Here is a 19,372-nt window from a genome sequence, read left to right on the forward strand (position 1 = left end):
TGTAACCGGGGAGCCAAGCCCCACGCCCCGCCGTTGCGAGTCGCGTCATCCAATTCGGGCGTACCGGAGAGATCGACGACGCGCTCCGCCCACGGTCGATCACGCAGCGTCGCCGGCGAGCTGCTGCTGCTTGCGCCACCGGATGCCCGCCTCCAGGAACTTGTCCAGGTCGCCGTCGAAGACCGCGGTCGGGTTGCCCGTCTCCTGCTCGGTCCGCAGATCCTTCACCATCTGGTACGGGTGCAGGACGTACGAGCGCATCTGGTCGCCCCAGGAGCCGGCGGCGTCGGTCTTCAGGCCCTGGAGCTTGGCCTGCTCCTCCTGGCGCTTGCGCTCCAGCAGCCGGGCCTGGAGCACCCGCAGCGCGGAGGCCTTGTTCTGCAGCTGGGACTTCTCGTTCTGGCAGGTGACCACGATGCCGGTCGGGATGTGCGTGAGCCGCACGGCCGAGTCGGTGGTGTTGACGCTCTGCCCGCCCGGGCCGGAGGAGCGGTAGACGTCGACCCGCATCTCGTTCTCGGGGATCTCGATGCTGTCGGTCTGCTCGACCACCGGCAGCACCTCGACGCCGGCGAAGCTGGTCTGCCGGCGGCCCTGGTTGTCGAAGGGGCTGATCCGGACGAGCCGGTGGGTGCCCGACTCGACACTGAGCGTGCCGTACGCGTAGGGCACCTTGACCGTGAAGGTGGCCGACTTCAGGCCCGCCTCCTCGGCGTAGGAGGTCTCGTAGACCTCCGTCGGGTAGCCGTGCCGCTCGGCCCAGCGCAGGTACATCCGCAGCAGCATCTCGGCGAAGTCCGCCGCGTCCACGCCGCCGGCGCCGGCCCGGATGGCGACCAGCGCCTCCCGGGAGTCGTACTCGCCGGAGAGCAGGGTGCGGACCTCCATCTCCTCGATGGCCTTGCCCAGCGAGGCGATCTCCGCCTCGACCTCGGTGAGCACCCCCGGGTCGGACTCCGCCTCGGCCAGCTCCAGCAGCACCTTGGCGTCGTCGAGCCCGGAACGGAGGCTGCCGAGCTTGCTGATCTCGCCGTTGACGTACGACAACTGGGAGGTCACCTGTTGGGCCTTCGCCTGGTCGTCCCACAGGTCGGGCGCGGAGGCCTCCTGCTCCAGGCGGTCCTTGTCCGCGCGCAGCCGGTCGATGTCGAGCACCGCCTCGATGTTGCGCAGGGTGGCGTCGAGGTCCTTGAGCTGTTCGGCGTAATCGGCAGCGGTCACGACAGACAAGGGTACTGCTCGTGCGAGGAGTGAGCTTGCGAGCCCCGCAGTCACGAGCCAAAAAGGTGCCGCTCATGCGAGGAGTGAACCTACGAGACTCCGCAGTCACGAGCCGAAAAGGTGCCGCTCGTGCGAGGAGTGAACCTACGAGACCCCGCAGTCACGAGCCGAAAAGATGCCGTCGGGCCGGGGCGGTCAGCCGACCGGGGCGCTCTTCAGCCAGGACAGGGCGGCCTTGTGGTAGGCGACGGCGAACTCCAGCGCGCTGGCGTCGTACGCGTCGCCCTCCTTCTTGGCGTTCTTGACCTGCTCCCGGACCTTGGCCAGGGCCTCGGTGTGGTATTCGTTGGCCGCCGCCTGGAGGTTCTTGAGCTGGCTGGCCGAGTGCAGCTCACCGAAGGCGATCCGCAGGGCGATCGGATTGCGGATGGTGTCCCGCCCCGGCTCCTCGGCCAGCCAGCGGGAGAATGTCCGTTTTCCCGCTGCGGTGATCGCGTACGGCTGGCTGGAACGCGGGCCGGGCTTGCCCATCCGGACCAGGCCCCGCTCGGCCAGCACCGGCAGCTCCCGGTAGACCTGGCTACGCGTCATCGACCAGTACGGCGCCAGCCGGCGCTCGGCGGCGGCCATCAACTGGCCACCTGTCATGGGGCCCTCGTGGAGCAGCCCGAGCAGGGCCGCCGCCGTGGGGTTGACTCCGGAATCCGCCATGCCCCTCACGCTGCCACTTTGCCGACCCGGCGTCCAGGATTTGGCATTTTCGCCACCCGGTCGGGTTCCTATGTGCACTGTCGGCGCGAGACAGTCCGCCGGGGAGGCGGGCGGGACGGTCCCCCGGGGAGTCACCGGGGGAAGCCCGGGGGTCACAGCCGGCTACGCAGCTCCCACAGCTCCGGGTAGAACCGGGTCTCCACGCGCGAGCGCAGGTACGCCCCACCCGCCGAGCCCCCGGTGCCGGGCTTCGTGCCGATCTGCCGCTCGGCCATCAGCACGTGCCGGGCCCGCCACAGCGAGAACGCCTGGTCGTGGGCGACCAGCGCCTCCGCGAGGTCCCACAGCGGCCCGAACCGCTCCCGGTCCCCCGCGATGGTGGTGTACGCGGCGAAGCGCGACTCCTCCTCGGCGACGTCGAAGCCGGCCCTGCCGAGCACGGCCAGGAAGCCGTCCCAGAGGCTCGGCTCGGCCAGCCGCCGTTCCAGGCGCTCCCGCTCGGCGTCGGGCAGGCCCCGGAAACGGCGCAGGTAGTCCGGGTCCTTCAGGCCGGAGAGGAACTCGATCTCCCGGAACTGGGCGGACTGGAAGCCCGAGGCCGGGGCGAGCTTGGTGCGGAAGGCCAGGAAGTCCTGCGGGGTCATCGTGTCGATCACGTCGACCTGACCGATCAGGACCCGCTCCACCACGTGGCAGCGCTCCAGCCGCACCCGGGGCAGGTAGGTCTCGCCGGCGAGCAGCCGGTCCCGGGCGTCGGTCAGCTCCGCGAGCAGCAGCTTGAACCACAGCTCGTAGACCTGGTGGATGGTGATGAAGAGCAGCTCGTCGTGGGAGGCCGGGTCGGACTCCGGCACCTGGGCGGCCAGCAGGTCGGCCAGCCGGAGGTAGTCGGTGTAGGTGAGCAGGCCACCCTGCTCGCCGAAGTGGGGGTCCTGAGCGGGGGTGGGGTGGGTCACAGCGGCCACGGTACCGCCGTACGGCTGCCCCCGCCTCTCCCCGGTAGGGGTGCGGGGAAGGGCCCCCTCCCGTGCGCTCGACGCCGGGAGGGGGCCCTTCGGCACGCCTCAGCCCATGTGGGGATAGGTGTGGTCGGTCGGCGCGACGAAGGTCTCCTTGATCGTGCGGGGCGACATCCACCGGACGAGGTTGTGCCAGGAGCCGGCCTTGTCGTTGGTGCCGCTGGCGCGGGCGCCGCCGAAGGGCTGCTGCCCGACCACCGCGCCGGTCGGCTTGTCGTTGATGTAGAAGTTGCCGGCGGCGTACCGCATCTTCTCGGCCACCGCGTCGACCACCCGGCGGTCCGTCGCGAAGATCGACCCGGTCAGGGCGTACGGCGCGATCGACTCGGCCTGGGCGACCACGTCGTCGAAGCGGCCGTCGTCGAAGACGTGCACGCCGAGGATCGGCCCGAAGTACTCGGTGGTGAAGGTCTCGTGGGCCGCGTCGGTGCACTCGAAGAGCGTCGGCCGGACGAACCAGCCCACCGAGTCGTCGGCGGTGCCGCCGGCGAGGACCCGGCAGGCGTCGTCGCCGCCGATCAGCTCCAGCGCGGCCGTGTGCCGGTCGAACGCCCTGGCGTCGATCACCGCGCCGCCGAAGTTGCCGAAGTCGGTGACGTCGCCGTAGGTGAGGGACTCCGCGGTGGCGGCCAGCCGGTCGCGCAGCCCGCCCTCCCACAGCGAACGCGGGACGTACGCCCGGGACGCCGCCGAGCACTTCTGGCCCTGGTATTCGAAGGCGCCGCGGATCAGGGCGGTGTGCAGGGCGTCGACGTCGGCGCTGGTGTGCGCGACGACGAAGTCCTTGCCGCCGGTCTCGCCGACCAGCCGGGGGTAGCCGCGATAGCGGGAGATGTTCTCGCCGACGGTCCGCCACAGGTGCTGGAAAACCTTCGTGGAGCCCGTGAAGTGGATGCCGGCCAGGTCGGCGTCGGCGAGCACCACGTCGGAGACCTCCTCGCCGCGCCCGGTGACCATGTTGATCACGCCGGGGGGCAGGCCGGCCGCCTCGAACAGCCGCATGGTGAAGTGCGCGGCGAACTGCTGGGTCGGGCCCGGCTTCCAGACCACGGTGTTGCCCAGCAGGGCCGGCGCCGAGGGCAGGTTGCCGGCGATGGCGGTGAAGTTGAACGGGGTGACCGCGTAGACGAAGCCCTCCAGCGGGCGGTGGTCGAAGCGGTTCCACACGCCCGGCGACGACATCGGCTGCGCCTCGAGCAGCTCCCGGGCGAAGTGCACGTTGAACCGGAGGAAGTCGATGAACTCGCAGGCGGCGTCGATCTCGGCCTGGATCGCCGTCTTCGACTGGCCGAGCATGGTGGCCGCGTTCAGCGTGTCCCGCCACGGGCCGGCGAGCAGCTCGGCGGCCCGCAGGAAGATCGCGGCCCGCTCCTCGAACGGCAGGGCCCGCCACATCGGGGCGGCGTCCTTGGCCGCCTTCACGGCGGCGCGGGCGTCGTCGTGGGTGGCGTGGGCGGTGACGCCGAGCACGTGCGCGTGCCTGTGCGGCTGCACGACGTCGATCGACTCGCCGGCGGCCATCCGCTGCTCGCCGGCAATGGTCATCGGCAGGTCGATCCGCTCGGCGGCCAGCTCGGTCAGCCGCCGCTGGAGCCGTTCCCGGTCGGTGCTGCCCGGCTCGTAGTTGCGCACCGGCTCGTTGCGGGGCTCGGGTACGGAGAACACGGCGTCCATCAAGGCTCCTGGCGATCTCGGCAGCGGTGGCGAAACCGGACCCGCGGGCACCGGCCGGACGACCGGCGCCGACGCCGCGCCGGGTTCACCGGTCACGACAGCGGGGCCTTCCCCGATTCTTCCACGCCCCGCCCCCACCGCCGTCCCACCCGTGGCCGTCGCCGCCGCGTCGCCGCCCCGCGCCAGGCTTCATCGATCGAGGGCTCCTCCGCCGGGCCGGCGCCCTCCCGCCGCCGACCCGGGCCCGGGTCGGCGGCGGGAGGGCGGGCACGGGGAACGGGGCTCGTGGACGCGTACGCTGGGTGGCCGGTGAACTGCCGGCCCACCGGGGCCGGGCGTCCGTCGGAGGGAACACGATGACCAAGCAGCCCGGCAGCTCCGCAGCCGCGGAGTCGGACCGGTCGGCGTCGGCCGCCGACGCCGCCACGACGGACGCCGTCGGGGACTCCACCGCCGAAGCACAGGACGCCACCGGCGCCGGACCGGTGGACACGACCGACGCGACCGGGGCCGGGCCCTCCGCCGACGCGCGGGGCGGTACCGCTGCGGCGTTCGCGCCCGGGGCGCCGGTGCTCGCCCTGCTGGCCCTCGGGTGGCTCGCCGCGATGCTCTGGTCGACCCGCGAGGTGATCAGCTCGGCGGCAGCCGGGCTCACCGCCATCAGCCTCTCCGCGTTCGCCCTGCCGGGGGTGATCTCGGCCGCGCTGGTCGCGGGCGCCGGCTTCGCCCTCTTCGGCGTGGACCTGCTCGCCCGCCGGGGCAGCGACCGGGTCACCCTGCGCTTCCTGGCGGCGATCGGCACCGGCCTGCTCGTCGGGCTCGCCGCCGCGTTCGCGATCAACCTGACGTACGCCGACAACGCGACCACCAACGTGATCGCCGCCACCACCGCCGCCGCCGCGACCATCGGCGGAGCCGTCGCCGGCGCCCGCAGCGGGCCCGTGGTCGGGGCCGTGGTGGCCGCCGCCCTCGGCACGCTGATCTTCGTGGTGGCCTTCAGCCGGGCCCGCGACCCGCTCTTCGACCTGTTCGGCAGCGGCGACGGCCAGGAGTCGCTGTTGAGCGCGGCCAAGTGGGTCTCGCGCACCGAGTCCCTGCTCGCCGGCCTGGTGGCCGGGCTGCTGGCCTTCGGATACCTGACCCTGGCCCGCCGTCGGGCCGCCCGGCTCGATGCGGCGGCGCCCGCGCCCCGCTGGCCCGCCTATCTGCTGGCCGGGGCCGGCCCGGGCCTGCTCCTGCTCGTGGCCGAGGTGATCATCCGGGTCGGCGGGCGGTCCCTGCTCGACCTGGCCGGTGCGCTGAGCGAGGCGGACGCGGTGGCCCAGACCTCGCTGGGTACCTCCCGGATCGACAACGCCATCTGGGTGCTCTTCGTCGGCGCCCTGACCGCGATGATCGCCTTCGGCCGCACCCTGGGGCCGGCCCACGCCGACGACGACGAGCCGGCCGAGACCGCGTTCACCCGCTGACCCGGGCACCAGCCACGCCCGCCGGCGCGGTCGGCGCCCCGTCGGTGCGGGCGGCGGTCGGTCAGGAGGTGGCGCGCAGCAGCAGGTCCAGCTCGGTGACGTCGTACCACTCCAGCTCGTGGTCCTCGGCACCGTCGACCGTGAACTGCGCGTCCGCGTCGCCAGCCAGGGCCTCGGTGACCGCCTCCGTCGCGGCGGTGACGTCCTCGACCGCGTCGGCGCCGTCCACGTGGACGGCCGCGACGGCGCCGACCGGCACGGGGTCGCCCAGCTCGACCGCGCTGGAGCCCAGCTCTCCGTCGCCCCGGGCCACCGCCGAGGCGGGCAGGTCCACCGAGACGACCACCCGGCGGCGGGGCGCGTCCGGGTCGGCCCGCAGCAGTTGCAACGCGTCCTGGGCGGCCCGCGTGAAGGCGACGTACTCCAGCTCCTCCTCGTCGCCCTCGGCGTACCACTCGCGCAGCGTGGGGGTCACCGCGTGCGCGGCGGCCACCGGCAGCCCGGGGCCGCGCAGGAGGGTCAGCATCGGAACGGTCGCCGGCACGTACACCCGGACAAGCTGCTCGGTCACCGGTCGTCTCCCCGCTCAGGTTCCGTGCCGGCCTCCGCCGGTCCCGGCCGATCATGCCCTATCCCGTGACCGTCATACACCGCGACCTGTGCGGGCGGAAGCGCCCCGCCGGTGTGTCCCGCGAAGGCGTCGCCGCAGGTCGCGACCCGTCGGCTGGGCCACGTCGGTGGTCGGTGGCAAACTGAACCAAACGACGCCAACCCCGGGGGTTCTCGTGGAGCCGAGGTTCCTGCTGCTCTCCGACGTGGCCACCGAGCTGAACGTGTCGGACTCGCAGGTCTATCACATGGTGCGCAGCGGCGAGCTGCCCGCGATCAAGATCGGCGGACGCGGCCAGTGGCGCGTGGAGCGTGCCCGGCTGGAGGAGTACATCGAGCGCAAGTACGCCGAGACGGCCGAGTGGGTGCGCAGCAATCCGCTGACCGAGCGCGACCCGGAGTAACCGGGCCGATCCGCAGGGCATTGACCGAGGGCTCTGCCATGCCCGAAGATGGAGCCTGTCGAAGGCAAACGGAAGCAAACGCAGGAATCATGGGAGGTTCCCGGATGACCGACCCCCGCCGTCCCGGGCCGGCGCGGCCTCCCGTCCGGCTGCGCCCCGCCCCCTCGTTCGAGCCGCCGTTCACCGACGACGACGCCGCCCACTGGCCGGCCCCGGGCCACGCCCAGCTCGTGCTCGACCTGTTCGAGCCGGCCCGACGCGAGGCCGACCGACCGCTCGGCCGCCGGCAGCGACCCGCGCCGACCGGCCCCGGCCGGCGCAGCGCCGCCCCGCTGCCGCTCGACGCGCTCGTGACCGCCACCCCCGAGGCGACCCGGGCCGCGCACCGCTTCGTCGGCACCTGCCTTGAGGTGATCAACGGCTACCGCCCGCCCGGGCAGCTCAGGCCGCTGCTCGATCCGTCCCGGGCCGCCGGGCTGCTGCCCGAGCTGGCCCGCGCCACCGCCCGCTCCGGTCCGGTCCGCCGCCGGTCGACCCGGCCGGCCGTACGCCTGCGTCGGCTGCGGGTCTGCGAGCCGCGCGCCGCCGCCGTCGAGGTCGCCGCGGTCCTCGCCGGCGCGGGCGGGCGCACCTGGGCGATGGCGCTGCGCCTGGAGCACCGCCGGGGCAGGTGGCTCTGCACGGCCCTACAGGTGCTCTGAGCGTCCGGGCTCCGGCCACGGCGCCCGGACGTTCGCCGAGACGGAAGCGAGCCGTGGTCCACGAGGACCACGGCTCGACTGCTCCGGCGGGCGCGGGCCCGCTCAACTGCTTGTCACGCGCCGCCGTTGGGGGAGCCGTGGCAGCGCTTGTACTTCCGGCCGGACCCGCACGGGCACGGCGCGTTGCGGGACGGGCCGTTGCCGGCCTCCGCCTGCCCCGGCGCCACCCGCCGGCTGCTGGCCGCCGGGACGCCCGGGCCGCGCTGGCCGGACGCCGGGCGCTGCGGCGCCGCCGGGGCGGTCGTCCCCGGCGCGGCCGGGGCCGCCGGGGCCGGGCCACCGACGCCCAGCGCCGGCGCCTGCTGCTCGGCACGCTCGACGGCCACCGCGCCGGCACCGGCCTCGCCGTCGATGGTCGGCGCGGAGTATTGCAGGCCCTGCTGCTGCGGCGCCCGGCCCAGGCCCTTGGCCCGGATCTCGACCGGCTTGTCGAGCAGCTGGACCTCCTCGGCCTCCGGCTCCGGCTCGTTGACCTGCACCTCGAGGTTGTAGAGGAAGCCGACCGTCTCCTCCTTGATGCCGTCCATCATGGTGGCGAACATGTCGAAGCCCTCGCGCTGGTATTCCACCACCGGGTCGCGCTGGGCGTACGCCCGCAGGCTGATGCCCTCCTGGAGGTAGTCCATCTCGTAGAGGTGCTCGCGCCACTTGCGGTCGATGACCTGGAGCAGGACCATCCGCTCCAGCTGGCGGGTGCCCTCCTCGCCGAGCTGCTCCTCGCGCCGGTCGTACGCGGCGTGCGCGTCGTCCTTGAGCCGGGAGAGCAGGAAATCGGCGTCGATGCCGGCCCGCGAGCCGCCGGCCTCCTCCTCCAGCTCGTCGATCGTCACGCCCACCGGGTAGAGCTGCTTGAGGCTGGCCCAGAGCTGCTCCAGGTCCCAGTCCTCGCCGTAGCCGTCGGCGGTGGCCCCCCGCACGTACGCCTCGACGACGTCGTCGATCATGTTGCGGACCTGGTCGGAGAGGTCCTCGCCGTTGAGCACCCGCAGCCGCTCGGCGTAGATCACCTGGCGCTGCTTGTTCATGACCTCGTCGTACTTGAGGACGTTCTTGCGGATCTCGGCGTTCTGGCCCTCGATCTGGGCCTGCGCGCTCTTGATCTGCTTGGTGACCATCTTCGACTCGATGGGCACGTCCTCCGGGATGTTGAAGCGCTCCATGACCGCCTCGACGGCGCCGGAGCGGAAGCGCTTCATCAGCTCGTCCTGGAGGGAGAGGTAGAAGCGGGACTCGCCCGGGTCACCCTGCCGGCCCGACCGACCGCGCAGCTGGTTGTCGATGCGGCGGGACTCGTGCCGCTCGGTGCCCAGCACGTAGAGGCCACCGGCGGCGGCGACCTCCTCCGCCTCGGCGTCGCAGGCCTGCTTCCACTGGGGCAGGACCTCCTCCATCGCCTTGGCGTACTCCTCCTCGTGCTCCATCGGGTCGAGGCCACGCTGGCGCAGCTCGTTGGCGGCGAGGAACTCGGCGTTGCCGCCGAGCAGGATGTCGGTGCCACGACCGGCCATGTTGGTGGCGACGGTGACGGCGCCCTTGCGGCCGGCCTGGGCGACGATCTCGGCCTCACGGGCGTGGAACTTGGCGTTCAGCACGGAGTGCGGGATGCCGCGCCGGCGCAGGAGCTGGGAGATGATCTCGGAATTCTCGACCGAGACCGTGCCCACGAGCACCGGCTGACCCATCGCGTGCCGCTCGGCGATGTCCTCCACCACGGCGTTGAACTTGGCCTTCTCGGTCTTGTAGATCACGTCCGGCCGGTCCTGCCGGACCATCGGCCGGTGGGTCGGGATCGTCACCACGCCGACCTTGTAGACCTTGTTGAACTCGCCCGCCTCGGTCTGGGCGGTACCGGTCATGCCGGAGAGCTTCTCGTAGAGGCGGAAGTAGTTCTGGAGGGTGATGGTGGCCAGGGTCTGGTTCTCCTGCTTGATCTCCACCCCCTCCTTGGCCTCGATCGCCTGGTGCATGCCCTCGTTGTAGCGGCGGCCGTGCAGGATGCGCCCGGTGAACTCGTCGACGATCAGGACCTCGCCGTCGCTGACGATGTAGTCCTTGTCGCGCTTGTAGAGCTCCTTGGCCTTGATGGCGTTGTTGAGGTAGCCCACCAGCGGGGTGTTGACCGACTCGTAGAGGTTGTCGATGCCCAGCCGGTCCTCGACCTTGGCCACGCCGCGCTCGGTGACCGCGATGGTGCGCTTGGAGTGGTCGACCTCGTAGTCGCCCTCGCCGTCCTTGCCGGGCTGGAGCCGGGCCACGACGCCCGCGAACTCCGAGTACCAGCGGGCGGAGTGCTCGGCCGGGCCGGAGATGATCAGCGGGGTGCGGGCCTCGTCGATCAGGATCGAGTCGACCTCGTCGACCACCGCGAAGTTGTGGCCGCGCTGGACCAGCTCCTCCTTCGACCACGCCATGTTGTCGCGCAGGTAGTCGAAGCCGAACTCGTTGTTGGTGCCGTACGTGATGTCGCACTCGTAGGCGGCCCGGTGCTCGGTGGCCGGCCGGTTGGGCAGCACCACGCCGACGGTGAGGCCGAGGAACTCGTGCACCCGCCCCATCCAGGCGGCGTCACGCTGGGCCAGGTAGTCGTTGACCGTGATGACGTGCACGCCCTCGCCGGAGAGCGCGTTGAGGTAGACCGGCATGACCGAGGTCAGGGTCTTGCCCTCACCGGTCTTCATCTCGGCGATGTTGCCGAAGTGCAGCGCCGCGCCGCCCATGACCTGGACGTCGTAGGGCCGCTGGCCGAGCACCCGGGCGGCCGCCTCGCGGCAGACCGCGAACGCCTCCGGCAGCAGGTCGTCGAGGGTCTCGCCGTCGGCGAGCCGCTCCTTGAACTGGTCGGTCATGCCGCGCAACTCGTCGTCGGTGAGGTTGACGTAGTCGTCCTCGATCGAGTTGACGGCGGCGGCGATGGCCTTCAGCCGGCGCACCATACGGCCCTCGCCCGCGCGGAGGACCTTTTCCAGAATCGACACGGATCAACGCTCCCCTAGACAGTCTCGAACCATCGTAGGCGCTCCATCGGCGCGATGGTCACTGGTGGCGGCCCTCCGAGTCGGCGAAACCGACATAACACGCCCGGCACGCGCCGCGCCGCCGAAATCCGGTTACGCCGTCCGCGAACGGTCCGGCACGATGGCTCGGGTGGAACCTGTGGAGATCACCGAGGACGGCCTGCTGCTGCGCCCCTGGCGGGCGACCGACGCCGACGCTGTGCACCGGGCGTGCCAGGACCCGGACATCCAGCGCTGGACCACCGTACCTCGCCCGTACCTGCCCGAACACGCACACAGGTTCGTGACCGAGGTAGCCACGGCGGACTGGGCGACGGGCACCGGGACGCCGTTCGCGGTCTGCGACGCCGCCACCGGCGAGTTGCTCGCCTCCTGCGGGCTCGTCTCGATCGACACCGGCCTGCGCTCCGGCGAGATCGGCTACTGGACCGCGCCCTGGGCCCGGGGTGCGGGCGTGGCCGTCCGGGCCAGCCGCGCCGTCGCCCGCTGGGCGTTCGACGCGCTGAAGCTGCGCCGGCTGATCTGGCAGGCCGAGGTGGGCAACCACGCCTCCCGCCTGGTCGCGCTCCGGGCGGGCTTCCGCGTCGAGGGCCGGCTGCGCCTCGCCGACCCCGCCCCCGACGGCAGCCCCGCGGGCTGGATCGGCTCACTGCTCCCCGGCGAGGTGCCCGCACCCGGCGAGACCGGTCCCGTCGGCCCGGGCACCCTGGAGGCCCGCCGCGCCGCCGTATTCGGCGCACCCCCGCCCGTCCTCTTCGCCACCGCCGGCGGCACCGAGATGCGGCTGCGTCCCATGGAGGAGCGCGACCTGGACGCGATCGTCGACACCTGCCGGGACCCGGAGACCATCCGCTGGACCAGCCTGCCCGATCCCTACGAGCGGGCGGACGCCGAGTCGTACCTGGCCTACACGCGCAGCACCTGGGCCGGCGGCAGCAGCGCCTGCTTCGTGGTCGCCGACGTCGACGACCGGTACGTGGGCACGATCGACCTGCGGCTCTCCGCCGCCGACCCGCTGCTGGCCGACGTGGGCTTCATAGCCGACCCCCGGGCCCGGGGCCGCGGCCACCTGTCGGCCGCGCTGACCGCGCTCAGCGCCTGGGGCTTCGCCACGCTGGGCCTGGCCCGCATCGAGTGGCGGGCCAACGTCGGCAACACCGCGTCCCGCCGGGTCGCCGAGAAGGCCGGCTTCACGGTCGAGGGCATCGCCCGGGGCGGGCTCACCCACCGCGACCAGCGGGTGGACGTCTGGGTCGGCGCGCTGCTGGCCGGGGACCTGGCATGACGCCGGAGACGATCGAGGCCGACGGGGTGCGGCTGCGGCAGTTCCGCCCCGCCGACGCCGCCGACCTCGCCGCCGGCTGCGGCGACCCGGTCAACCTGCGGTTCAACCCCGGCATGCCGCAGCCGTACACCGAGGCCGACGCCCGGTGGTGGATCACCGAGGGCGCCCCGGCCGCCTGGGCCAGCGGCGGGGCCGCGTACGCCATCGCCGATCCGGCCACCGACCGCCTGGTCGGCGGCGCGGGCATCGGCCAGGTCGTGACGCCGCGCCGGCAGGCGGAGGTGGGCTACTGGGTCGCGCCGTGGGCGCGGCGGCGCGGGGTCGCCACCGCCGCGACCCGGGCCCTGGCCGACGCCGCGCTGCGCCACGGCGTCGACCGGCTGGAGCTGCTGACCCACGCCGAGAATCCGGCCAGCCAGCGGGTGGCGCTCGCCGCCGGCTTCCGCCACGAGGGCGTACGCCGGGCGGCCGGCCAGCTGCGCGGCGGCGGCCGGACGGACCTGCTGGTGTGGGTACGGCTCGCCGACGACCCGCCCGGCCCGGCCCCCCGGGCGCTGCCCGACCTGCCCGAGGGCCGGCTGACCGACGGCGTGGTGACCCTGCGCCGGCTCGGCCCGGACGACGTCGACCTGATGTACCGGCTGCACTCACGGCCGGAGGTGGTGGCGAACCAGGCCCCGCCGGTGCCGCCGACCCGGGCGGCCATCGAGCGGCGCTGCCTGACTGCCGAGAGCGCGTGGCTCACCGGGGCCATCGCCCGGCTGCTGATCCTCGACGCGGTCACCGGCGAGCCGGCGGGCAGCTGTGGGCTCAGCATCTCCGACCCGGCGGCCGGTGAGGGTTCGGTCGGCTACGCGCTCCTGCCCGAGCGGCGGGGACGCGGGCTGGCCACCCGGGCGGTGCGGCTCCTGGCCGGCTGGGCGTTCGGCCCGGCGGGGCTCGCCCGGCTGGTGGCCGGCACCGTGCCCGACAACACCCCCTCGCACGGGGTGCTGGAGCGGGTGGGATTCCGCCGGGAGGGCCTGCTGCGCGGGCGCCTGCCGGGACCGTCCGGCACCCGCCTCGACGACCTGGTCTTCGGGCTGCTCCCCGACGATCTGCGCTGACCGGCGGCAGTCCGGGAGGTACGCCGGGCGTCGACGCCGCGCAGTCGAGCGCCGACGCGGCGGGCGGGCGGGCCGCCCGGAGGCCGGCCCGGGGCCGTGGTGGCGGCGTGGGCCACCACCACGGCGCGGGCGGCTCAGGCGTCCAGGGAGATGATTCCGTAGTCGTAGGCGTGCCGTCGGTAGACGACGCTCGGGCGGCCGGACTCCTTGTCCTGGAACAGGTAGAAGTCGTGGCCGACGAGTTCCATCTGGAACAGGGCTTCGTCGACGGTCATCGGCTCGGCGGGGTGCACCTTCTCCCGCGCGATGTGCCAGGGCTGGTCGTGCTCCTCCTCGACCCGTTCGGCCACGGCGGTGGCCGTGGCGGAGCCGTCGGGGGACGCACCCAGCGGCCCGTCGAGACCGGCGACCGGCAGGCCGGCGGTGGCGGCGGCGACGGAGAGCGGCGCGTGCCGTCCGCGGTGGACGCGGCGGCGGTCGGCCGCCCGGCGCAACCGGGTGTCCAGCTTGGCGATGGCCGCGTCGAGCGCGCTGTAGAAGTCGTTCGTGCAGGCCTCCGCCCGGATCACCGGGCCACGGGAAACGCAGGTGATTTCGACGCGCTGGCAGTGGTCCGCCTGGCGCGGATTGCGCTCGTGGAAAAGCTCTACATCGACACGAATAAGTTTGTGATCGTAACGTTCGATCTTCGCGAGTTTCTCCGCCACGTGCACCCGGTAGTGATCCGGCACTTCGACGTTACGGCCCTTGACCACGATGTCCATGTGACCTCCCTAGTTCGGACGGTCGTTCGTTCCAACATCCGGTCGTGCGCCCCCGGGGGAGGTCCCACTCGGCGTCGACCGGTCAGTGCGGCTACGCCTCCTTTCACCGCCGGGAGCGGGTGGAAAGACCTCCTACCCCCGACACGAAAACGCTAACTCCAATTCGCCCGACAGTCACCCCCAGTCGCCGGGACGGCCCACAATTTTTCACGGCTCATACACCAACGGGTGAAACGGAAACACGCAGCGCTACGGCCGGTGCCGTTTCTCGGTCGCGGCGAGCACCGCGGCGACCGTGGGTGACAGCCCGCTCGCCGTCAGCGCCCGCCCCACGGCGGCGAGGGTGGCGCCGGTGGTGAGGATGTCGTCGAGCACCACCACCGCCGCCCCGTCGGGCACGGACGGCACCCGCGGGCGGACCCGGAAGGCCGACTCGGCCGCCGCCGCGCGGCCGGCGCTGTCCAGCGTCACCGAGTCGGGTCGGGGCAGGGCCCGCAGGGGACGGCGCACCCGCACCGGCCAGCCCGCCCGGCGCAGCCGGTCCGCGCAGTGCCGGGTCAGCCGGCCGAGGTGGTCGCCGTAGCGGGCGCGGGCCGCCGCCGCGGTGTCCGGCACCGGCACCAGCGTCACCGGGCGGGCCTCACCCACCGCCGCCGCCACGACCTCGGCGAGCAGCGCCCCCAGCGGCCGGGCCAGCCCGTGTCGCCCGTGGTCCTTGTACGCCAGCAGCGCCTCCCGCAGCGGGCCGGCGTACGGGCCGAGGGCGACGCAGGGCGGCAGGTCGGGCGGGGCGGGAGTGGGGCGTACGGCCCTGGGGCGCAACGCGCCGAGCGCCGCCACGCACTCCGGGCAGACGCCGTGCCGCAGCCCCGGTCGGCGTTCCCGGCAGCCGGCGCACTCCACGGGCAGCACCAGGTCGGTGAGGTCCGCCCAGAGCCCGCCGAGATCCCGCACGGAGATCAGTAGAGGAAGAAGGGGGCGGTCGGGTTGCCGGCGCGCGCCCCGGCCGACGGCGGCGTGACCTCCTGCACCTGCTGCGGCTGGATCCGCTCGAACGGGCTGCTGCGGTACGCGACCCCGTTCGCCTCGTACATCGCGGCGCCGAGGCGACCCACCGCGTTCGCCGGGTACGCGGCGAGGTGCGTCACCCGGGCGCCGATCTTGTCCTCCAACCGGCTCTCCCGGGCGCCGTCCACGCTGACCTCGTAGACCGCTGGGCGGCCGACCGCGCCCGCGAGGACCAGGGTGTTCTCGCCGTACCAGTCGACGGCCGACAGGCTGGTCAGCCGGGTGTGCAGCCGACGGGCCGGGCCGGGGGTCGCCCCCGCGCCGTCGGGGCTGAGGGCGGCGACGTAGAGCGTGCCCCCGGCGATGACGGCGATCCGGTGCCCGTCCAGCGAGGCCGCCACGGCGGTCACCGGACCGGGTACGCCCAGCGGCACGGCGGTGAGCTGCGCCTGGGCGTCGAAGCGGTAGAGGCTCCCGTCGGCGACCACGAGCCCGGCCGGCTGCCCCCGGTACGTGGAGCGCAGCCAGACCGGCTGGCCCATGGCGGCGTACCCCTTGGCGCTGCGGGTGAAGGTGGCCACCGGGTCGGTGCCGGTGCCGACGGAGAGCCACTGGCGGTTGGCGTCGGAGACCACCAGCGCCGCCAGGATCTGGTTGTCGGCGCGGCTGAGCCCGGCGGAGACGACGTTCCGGTTCGCCTTGGGGTCCACGGGCACCGGGCCGGTCGGCTCTCCCGGGTAGGCCAGCGGGTGGACGGCGCCCTCGTAGACGCAGAACCGCTGGAAGCTCTCCGGGAGCTGGTGCACCGGGCGGTCCAGGCGGCGCCGTTCCAGGTCGGGGATGAACTCCTGCGACTGGTTGCGGATCTTGATGTCGAGCGGCCCGTCGAGGTCCGACAGCGACCAGGCGAGCTGCGTGCCGAGCTGCTCCAGCCGGGCCTTGTCCTCCGGCATCTCCAGGTCGACCTCCCAGCGGCCGTCCGTCCGGGTGGCGTTGTTGATCAGGCGGGTGCCGTCCGGCAGCCGGCGCACGGCCGTGCCGAGCCAGGCCGAGGGCCCGGCGGTCAGCCACTTGACCACCTCGCTGACCCGCCGCTCGTCCGGCACGGCGAGCGGCAGGTAACGCTGGTCGGGGACGAGCCGGGTGCGGTCGTTGTTCCAGAAGTAGATCGTCCGGCTCTGGTAGTACGTCTCCAGCGCCTCGACGCTGAGCAGCAACGCGGTCGGCGGGTTCGCCACGTACAGCCCGCCGTCCGTCAGGCCGTCCGGCCCGGCCTGGCTGCGCAGCTCGAAGGTGTAGGTCGTGGTGCTCGTCTCCGGCGGGGCCAACGTGCCGTCCGTGCGCAGCTGCCCGACCTGCTGCACCTTGAGGGTGACCTCGGTCCGGTCCGGGGCGTAGACGGGCACCGGCTCCTCGGTGAGCCGGACGACGGCCAGCGTGACCTCGCTGCCCTGCTTGGTCTGGAGGCGGTCGCGGTCCGCCGGCACGATGAACTGCCGGACCCGCTGGTACGCCCCGTCCGGTTCGCCGGCCGCGGCGGAGAGGAAGTTCTGGACGAACTGCTCGGCGTCGGTGCCGGCCGCGCTCCGGCTCGGGGGCTCGCCCCGGCTGCCGCTGGTCGAACCGCCCTCCGCCGCCGGTCCCGGCCCGTCCACCCGGACCTCGGTGTTCTCCGGAATGCCGCAGCCGGCCACGCCGCCCAGCAGCAGCGCGCCGCCGAGCAGTCCGGCGAGCAGCCGACGCCTCACGACCCCACCTCCGCGTGCCCACCGTTGCCCGGCCGCCCCGGACCGACGGTCAGCGCGCCGTCGGTGCCCGGACCGATCGCGAGGGCGCCCTGAGTGCCGGGGCCGATGGCCAGCAGCCCGCCCGACCGGGGCCCGCCGAAGGGCAGCGCGGCGTCGGCCGGCACCAGGCGCAACGGCGAGGTGGTCAACCGGTCGCCGGCCCGCGACGGCAGGGTGAGCCGGAACTGGGCACCCTGTCCGGGCGCACCCCAGGCCTCCAGCCAGCCGCCGTGCAGCCGGGCGTCCTCCAGGCTGATCGACAGGCCCAGCCCGGTGCCGCCGGTCTGCCGGGCCCGGGACGGATCGGCCCGCCAGAAGCGGTTGAACACCAGCTTCTCCTCGCCCGGCTTGAGCCCCACCCCGTGGTCGCGGACGGTGATCGCCACCGCCGTGTCGTCCATTCCGAGCGTGATCAGCACCGGCTTGGCCTCGCCGTGCTCGACGGCGTTGCCGACCAGGTTGCGCAGCACCCGCTCCACCCGCCGGGGATCGACCTCGGCGATCACCGGGGTGCCGGGGACGTCCAGCTCGATGGCCACGCCGACGCGCTCCGCGAGGCCGGCCAGCCGGTCGGCCACCCGGTGCACGACCGGCACCAGGTCGGTCGGCTCGGAGTCGAGCATGGCGAAGCCGGCGTCGAAGCGGCTGATCTCCAGCAGGTCGGTCAGCAGCTCCTCGAACCTGTCCAGCTCGGCCTGGAGCAGCTCGGCGCTGCGCGCCACCGCCGGGTCGAACTCGTCGCGCTCCGCGAAGATCAGGTCGGCGGCCATCCGGACCGTGGTCAGCGGGGTGCGCAGCTCGTGCGAGACGTCGGAGGTGAAGCGGCGTTGCAGCCGGGACATCTCCTCCAGCCGCAGGATCTGCCGTTGCAGGTTGGTGGCCATCTGGTTGAACGACGCCGCGAGCAGGGCGAGGTCGTCCTCGCCGTTGACCACCATGCGCTGGTCGAGCAGGCCGGCGGAGAGCCGCTGGGCCGTCCGGGCGGCGACCCGTACCGGGGTCACCACCAGCCGGGTGACCAGGCCGGCGAGCAGGCCGAGCAGGAGCACCAGGGCCGCTCCGGTGGCGGCCACGGTGTCCCGGACCTCGGCGGCCGTGGCGTCCTGCCGGGCCAGCGGTACGAGGTAGTAGAGCTCCACCTGACCGAACCGGGTGGGCACCGGGGAGCCGTAGACCAGGTACTTCGTGCGCTCCTCGCCGAGGCGCCCCGTGCGGATCTGGCTGGCGACCTTGCCCCCGGCGACCGTCTCGCGCAGCTCCGGGCTGATCAGCGGACGGACGTTGACGGCGGGCGAGGAGCGCGGCTGGATGGCGTCGGTGTGGTTGTCGGCGGCGAGCGCCACGATCACGCCGGTGGTCTGCTGCGGGTCGCCGCCGGCCAGGTAGTTGACCGTGCCCTCGATGGTCTCCTGGAGCTGCGTCTCCTGCGGCTGGTTGTAGAGGCCGAACTGCTTCGCCGCGTAGTCCGCGCCGCTGCCCAGCCGCACCCGCACGTCCGTCTCGACGTTCTCCACCAGGATGCCGGTGATCTTGTCGGCGATCAGGTAGGCGAAACCGCCCACCAGCAGACTGGACGCGACCAGTGTGATGGTCACCACCCGCAGTTGGAGCGACCGCCGCCAGGCCTGGTGCAGGCCGGCGAGCAGGCGCGCGGCCCGGCCGTGCACGCCACGCCACAGCTCCCGCGCGGCGACGCGCCGGCGCGGGACTGCCGTCGGGGGGTCCGGGATGGGGGAGGTGGCCACAGTGTGACCAGGCTATCCGGTGCCCGCCTTGTAGCCCACGCCCCGCACGGTGAGGATGATTTCCGGCCGCTCCGGATCCGGCTCGATCTTGGCCCGCAGCCGCTGCACGTGCACGTTGACCAGCCGCGTGTCCGCCGCGTGCCGGTAGCCCCAGACCTGCTCCAGCAGCACCTCGCGGGTGAAGACCTGGCGCGGCTTGCGGGCGAGCGCGACCAGCAGGTCGAACTCCAGCGGCGTCAGCTTCACCTCCTCGCCGTTGCGGCTGACGGTGTGCGCCGGGACGTCGATGGTGATCTGGTTGCCGGGCGGCCCGATGGTCAACATCTCCGGGGCGACGTCCTCGCCGCGGCGCAGCCGCGCCCGCATCCGGGCGACCAGCTCCTTGGGCTTGAACGGCTTGACCACGTAGTCGTCGGCCCCGGACTCCAGGCCGAGGACCACGTCGACCGTGTCGCTCTTGGCGGTCAGCATGACGATCGGCACGCCCGACTCGGCCCGGATCGACCGCGCCACGTCGATGCCGCTCATGCCGGGGAGCATGAGGTCGAGCAGGACGATGTCGGGGCGGTTCTCGCGGAACGCCGCCAGCGCCCGCTCGCCGTCGGCGACGAACGAGGGCAGGAAGCCCTCGCTGCGCAGGACGATGCCGAGCATCTCGGCGAGCGCGGGGTCGTCGTCGACCACCAGTACCCGGGCTCTCATGGGGTTAATGTTTCCATCCCCTTCAGTTAGGTGGGATCCCCGTCACCCGGCACGGTACTGCCGTGGGACGTCGCCGCCCAGCAACAGGTGCCC

16 protein-coding genes are annotated in these 19,372 nt (G+C 73.3%); 5 read left to right on the forward strand and 11 right to left on the reverse strand.

Features of this window, described 5'->3' with window-relative positions; all coding sequences use genetic code 11:
* Positions 1 to 99 precede the first annotated feature (99 nt).
* From prfB to pruA, 4 genes are all read right to left on the reverse strand, one after another.
* Complete coding sequence (gene prfB / locus ACTMS2_RS04715) at positions 100 to 1,221, reverse strand: peptide chain release factor 2 (RefSeq protein WP_089001879.1); 1,122 nt, start codon at positions 1,219 to 1,221, stop codon at positions 100 to 102.
* Positions 1,222 to 1,416: 195 nt separating this feature from the next.
* Positions 1,417 to 1,932 (reverse strand): PadR family transcriptional regulator, encoded by a 516-nt coding sequence (locus tag ACTMS2_RS04720; protein ID WP_089001880.1) that lies wholly within the window; start codon positions 1,930 to 1,932, stop codon positions 1,417 to 1,419.
* A gap of 152 nt (positions 1,933 to 2,084) precedes the next feature.
* The gene (locus tag ACTMS2_RS04725) at positions 2,085 to 2,888 is read right to left on the reverse strand and encodes a tryptophan 2,3-dioxygenase (RefSeq protein WP_441174278.1); all 804 of its coding nucleotides are present in this window, start codon (positions 2,886 to 2,888) and stop codon (positions 2,085 to 2,087) included.
* Positions 2,889 to 2,996: 108 nt separating this feature from the next.
* Positions 2,997 to 4,625, reverse strand: a complete 1,629-nt coding sequence (gene pruA, locus ACTMS2_RS04730; protein ID WP_441174279.1) for an L-glutamate gamma-semialdehyde dehydrogenase — start codon at positions 4,623 to 4,625, stop codon at positions 2,997 to 2,999.
* A gap of 356 nt (positions 4,626 to 4,981) precedes the next feature.
* On the opposite strand from pruA, the gene ACTMS2_RS04735 reads away from it, so the two are divergent.
* Complete coding sequence (locus tag ACTMS2_RS04735) at positions 4,982 to 6,094, forward strand: hypothetical protein (RefSeq protein WP_441174280.1); 1,113 nt, start codon at positions 4,982 to 4,984, stop codon at positions 6,092 to 6,094.
* 61 nt (positions 6,095 to 6,155) lie between these two features.
* Here ACTMS2_RS04735 and ACTMS2_RS04740 read toward each other — a convergent pair whose 3' ends face one another.
* Positions 6,156 to 6,665 carry a DUF6912 family protein gene (locus ACTMS2_RS04740; RefSeq protein ID WP_441174281.1) on the reverse strand — a complete coding sequence of 170 codons (510 nt, stop codon included), beginning with the start codon at positions 6,663 to 6,665 and terminating at the stop codon, positions 6,156 to 6,158.
* 214 nt (positions 6,666 to 6,879) lie between these two features.
* On the opposite strand from ACTMS2_RS04740, the gene ACTMS2_RS04745 reads away from it, so the two are divergent.
* Together ACTMS2_RS04745 and ACTMS2_RS04750 are read left to right on the forward strand one after the other, a co-directional pair.
* Entirely contained in the window at positions 6,880 to 7,107 is a 228-nt protein-coding gene (locus ACTMS2_RS04745) for a helix-turn-helix domain-containing protein (RefSeq protein ID WP_089001884.1), read from the forward strand.
* A 104-nt stretch (positions 7,108 to 7,211) separates the two neighbouring features.
* Complete coding sequence (locus tag ACTMS2_RS04750; protein ID WP_441174282.1) at positions 7,212 to 7,808, forward strand: Rv3235 family protein; 597 nt, start codon at positions 7,212 to 7,214, stop codon at positions 7,806 to 7,808.
* 113 nt (positions 7,809 to 7,921) lie between these two features.
* Here ACTMS2_RS04750 and secA read toward each other — a convergent pair whose 3' ends face one another.
* Positions 7,922 to 10,843, reverse strand: coding sequence for a preprotein translocase subunit SecA (secA, locus tag ACTMS2_RS04755; protein ID WP_441174283.1), 2,922 nt, complete (start codon positions 10,841 to 10,843; stop codon positions 7,922 to 7,924).
* A 160-nt stretch (positions 10,844 to 11,003) separates the two neighbouring features.
* Between secA and ACTMS2_RS04760 the strand changes: the two genes are divergently transcribed.
* Positions 11,004 to 12,167, forward strand: coding sequence for a GNAT family N-acetyltransferase (locus ACTMS2_RS04760; RefSeq protein WP_441174284.1), 1,164 nt, complete (start codon positions 11,004 to 11,006; stop codon positions 12,165 to 12,167).
* Positions 12,164 to 13,273 carry a GNAT family N-acetyltransferase gene (locus ACTMS2_RS04765; RefSeq protein ID WP_441174285.1) on the forward strand — a complete coding sequence of 370 codons (1,110 nt, stop codon included), beginning with the start codon at positions 12,164 to 12,166 and terminating at the stop codon, positions 13,271 to 13,273. Before ACTMS2_RS04760 ends, ACTMS2_RS04765 begins: the two co-directional genes overlap by 4 nt.
* A 134-nt stretch (positions 13,274 to 13,407) precedes the next feature.
* On the opposite strand, the gene hpf is transcribed toward ACTMS2_RS04765, so the two are convergent.
* The 5 genes from hpf to mtrA all read right to left on the reverse strand — a co-directional run bounded on the left by hpf (position 13,408) and on the right by mtrA (position 19,279).
* Complete coding sequence (gene hpf, locus ACTMS2_RS04770) at positions 13,408 to 14,037, reverse strand: ribosome hibernation-promoting factor, HPF/YfiA family (protein WP_441174286.1); 630 nt, start codon at positions 14,035 to 14,037, stop codon at positions 13,408 to 13,410.
* A 249-nt stretch (positions 14,038 to 14,286) separates the two neighbouring features.
* The gene (locus tag ACTMS2_RS04775) at positions 14,287 to 14,991 is read right to left on the reverse strand and encodes a ComF family protein (RefSeq protein WP_441174287.1); all 705 of its coding nucleotides are present in this window, start codon (positions 14,989 to 14,991) and stop codon (positions 14,287 to 14,289) included.
* 5 nt (positions 14,992 to 14,996) lie between these two features.
* The gene (locus ACTMS2_RS04780; protein ID WP_441174288.1) at positions 14,997 to 16,793 is read right to left on the reverse strand and encodes an LpqB family beta-propeller domain-containing protein; all 1,797 of its coding nucleotides are present in this window, start codon (positions 16,791 to 16,793) and stop codon (positions 14,997 to 14,999) included.
* Positions 16,790 to 18,577, reverse strand: a complete 1,788-nt coding sequence (gene mtrB, locus ACTMS2_RS04785; protein ID WP_441174289.1) for an MtrAB system histidine kinase MtrB — start codon at positions 18,575 to 18,577, stop codon at positions 16,790 to 16,792. Before mtrB ends, ACTMS2_RS04780 begins: the two co-directional genes overlap by 4 nt.
* A 12-nt stretch (positions 18,578 to 18,589) precedes the next feature.
* Complete coding sequence (mtrA, locus tag ACTMS2_RS04790) at positions 18,590 to 19,279, reverse strand: MtrAB system response regulator MtrA (protein ID WP_089001893.1); 690 nt, start codon at positions 19,277 to 19,279, stop codon at positions 18,590 to 18,592.
* Positions 19,280 to 19,372: the final 93 nt, after the last annotated feature.

Origin of the sequence: Micromonospora sp. SD12 (assembly GCF_052068495.1) — a bacterium.
Taxonomy (GTDB): domain Bacteria; phylum Actinomycetota; class Actinomycetes; order Mycobacteriales; family Micromonosporaceae; genus Micromonospora; species Micromonospora echinofusca.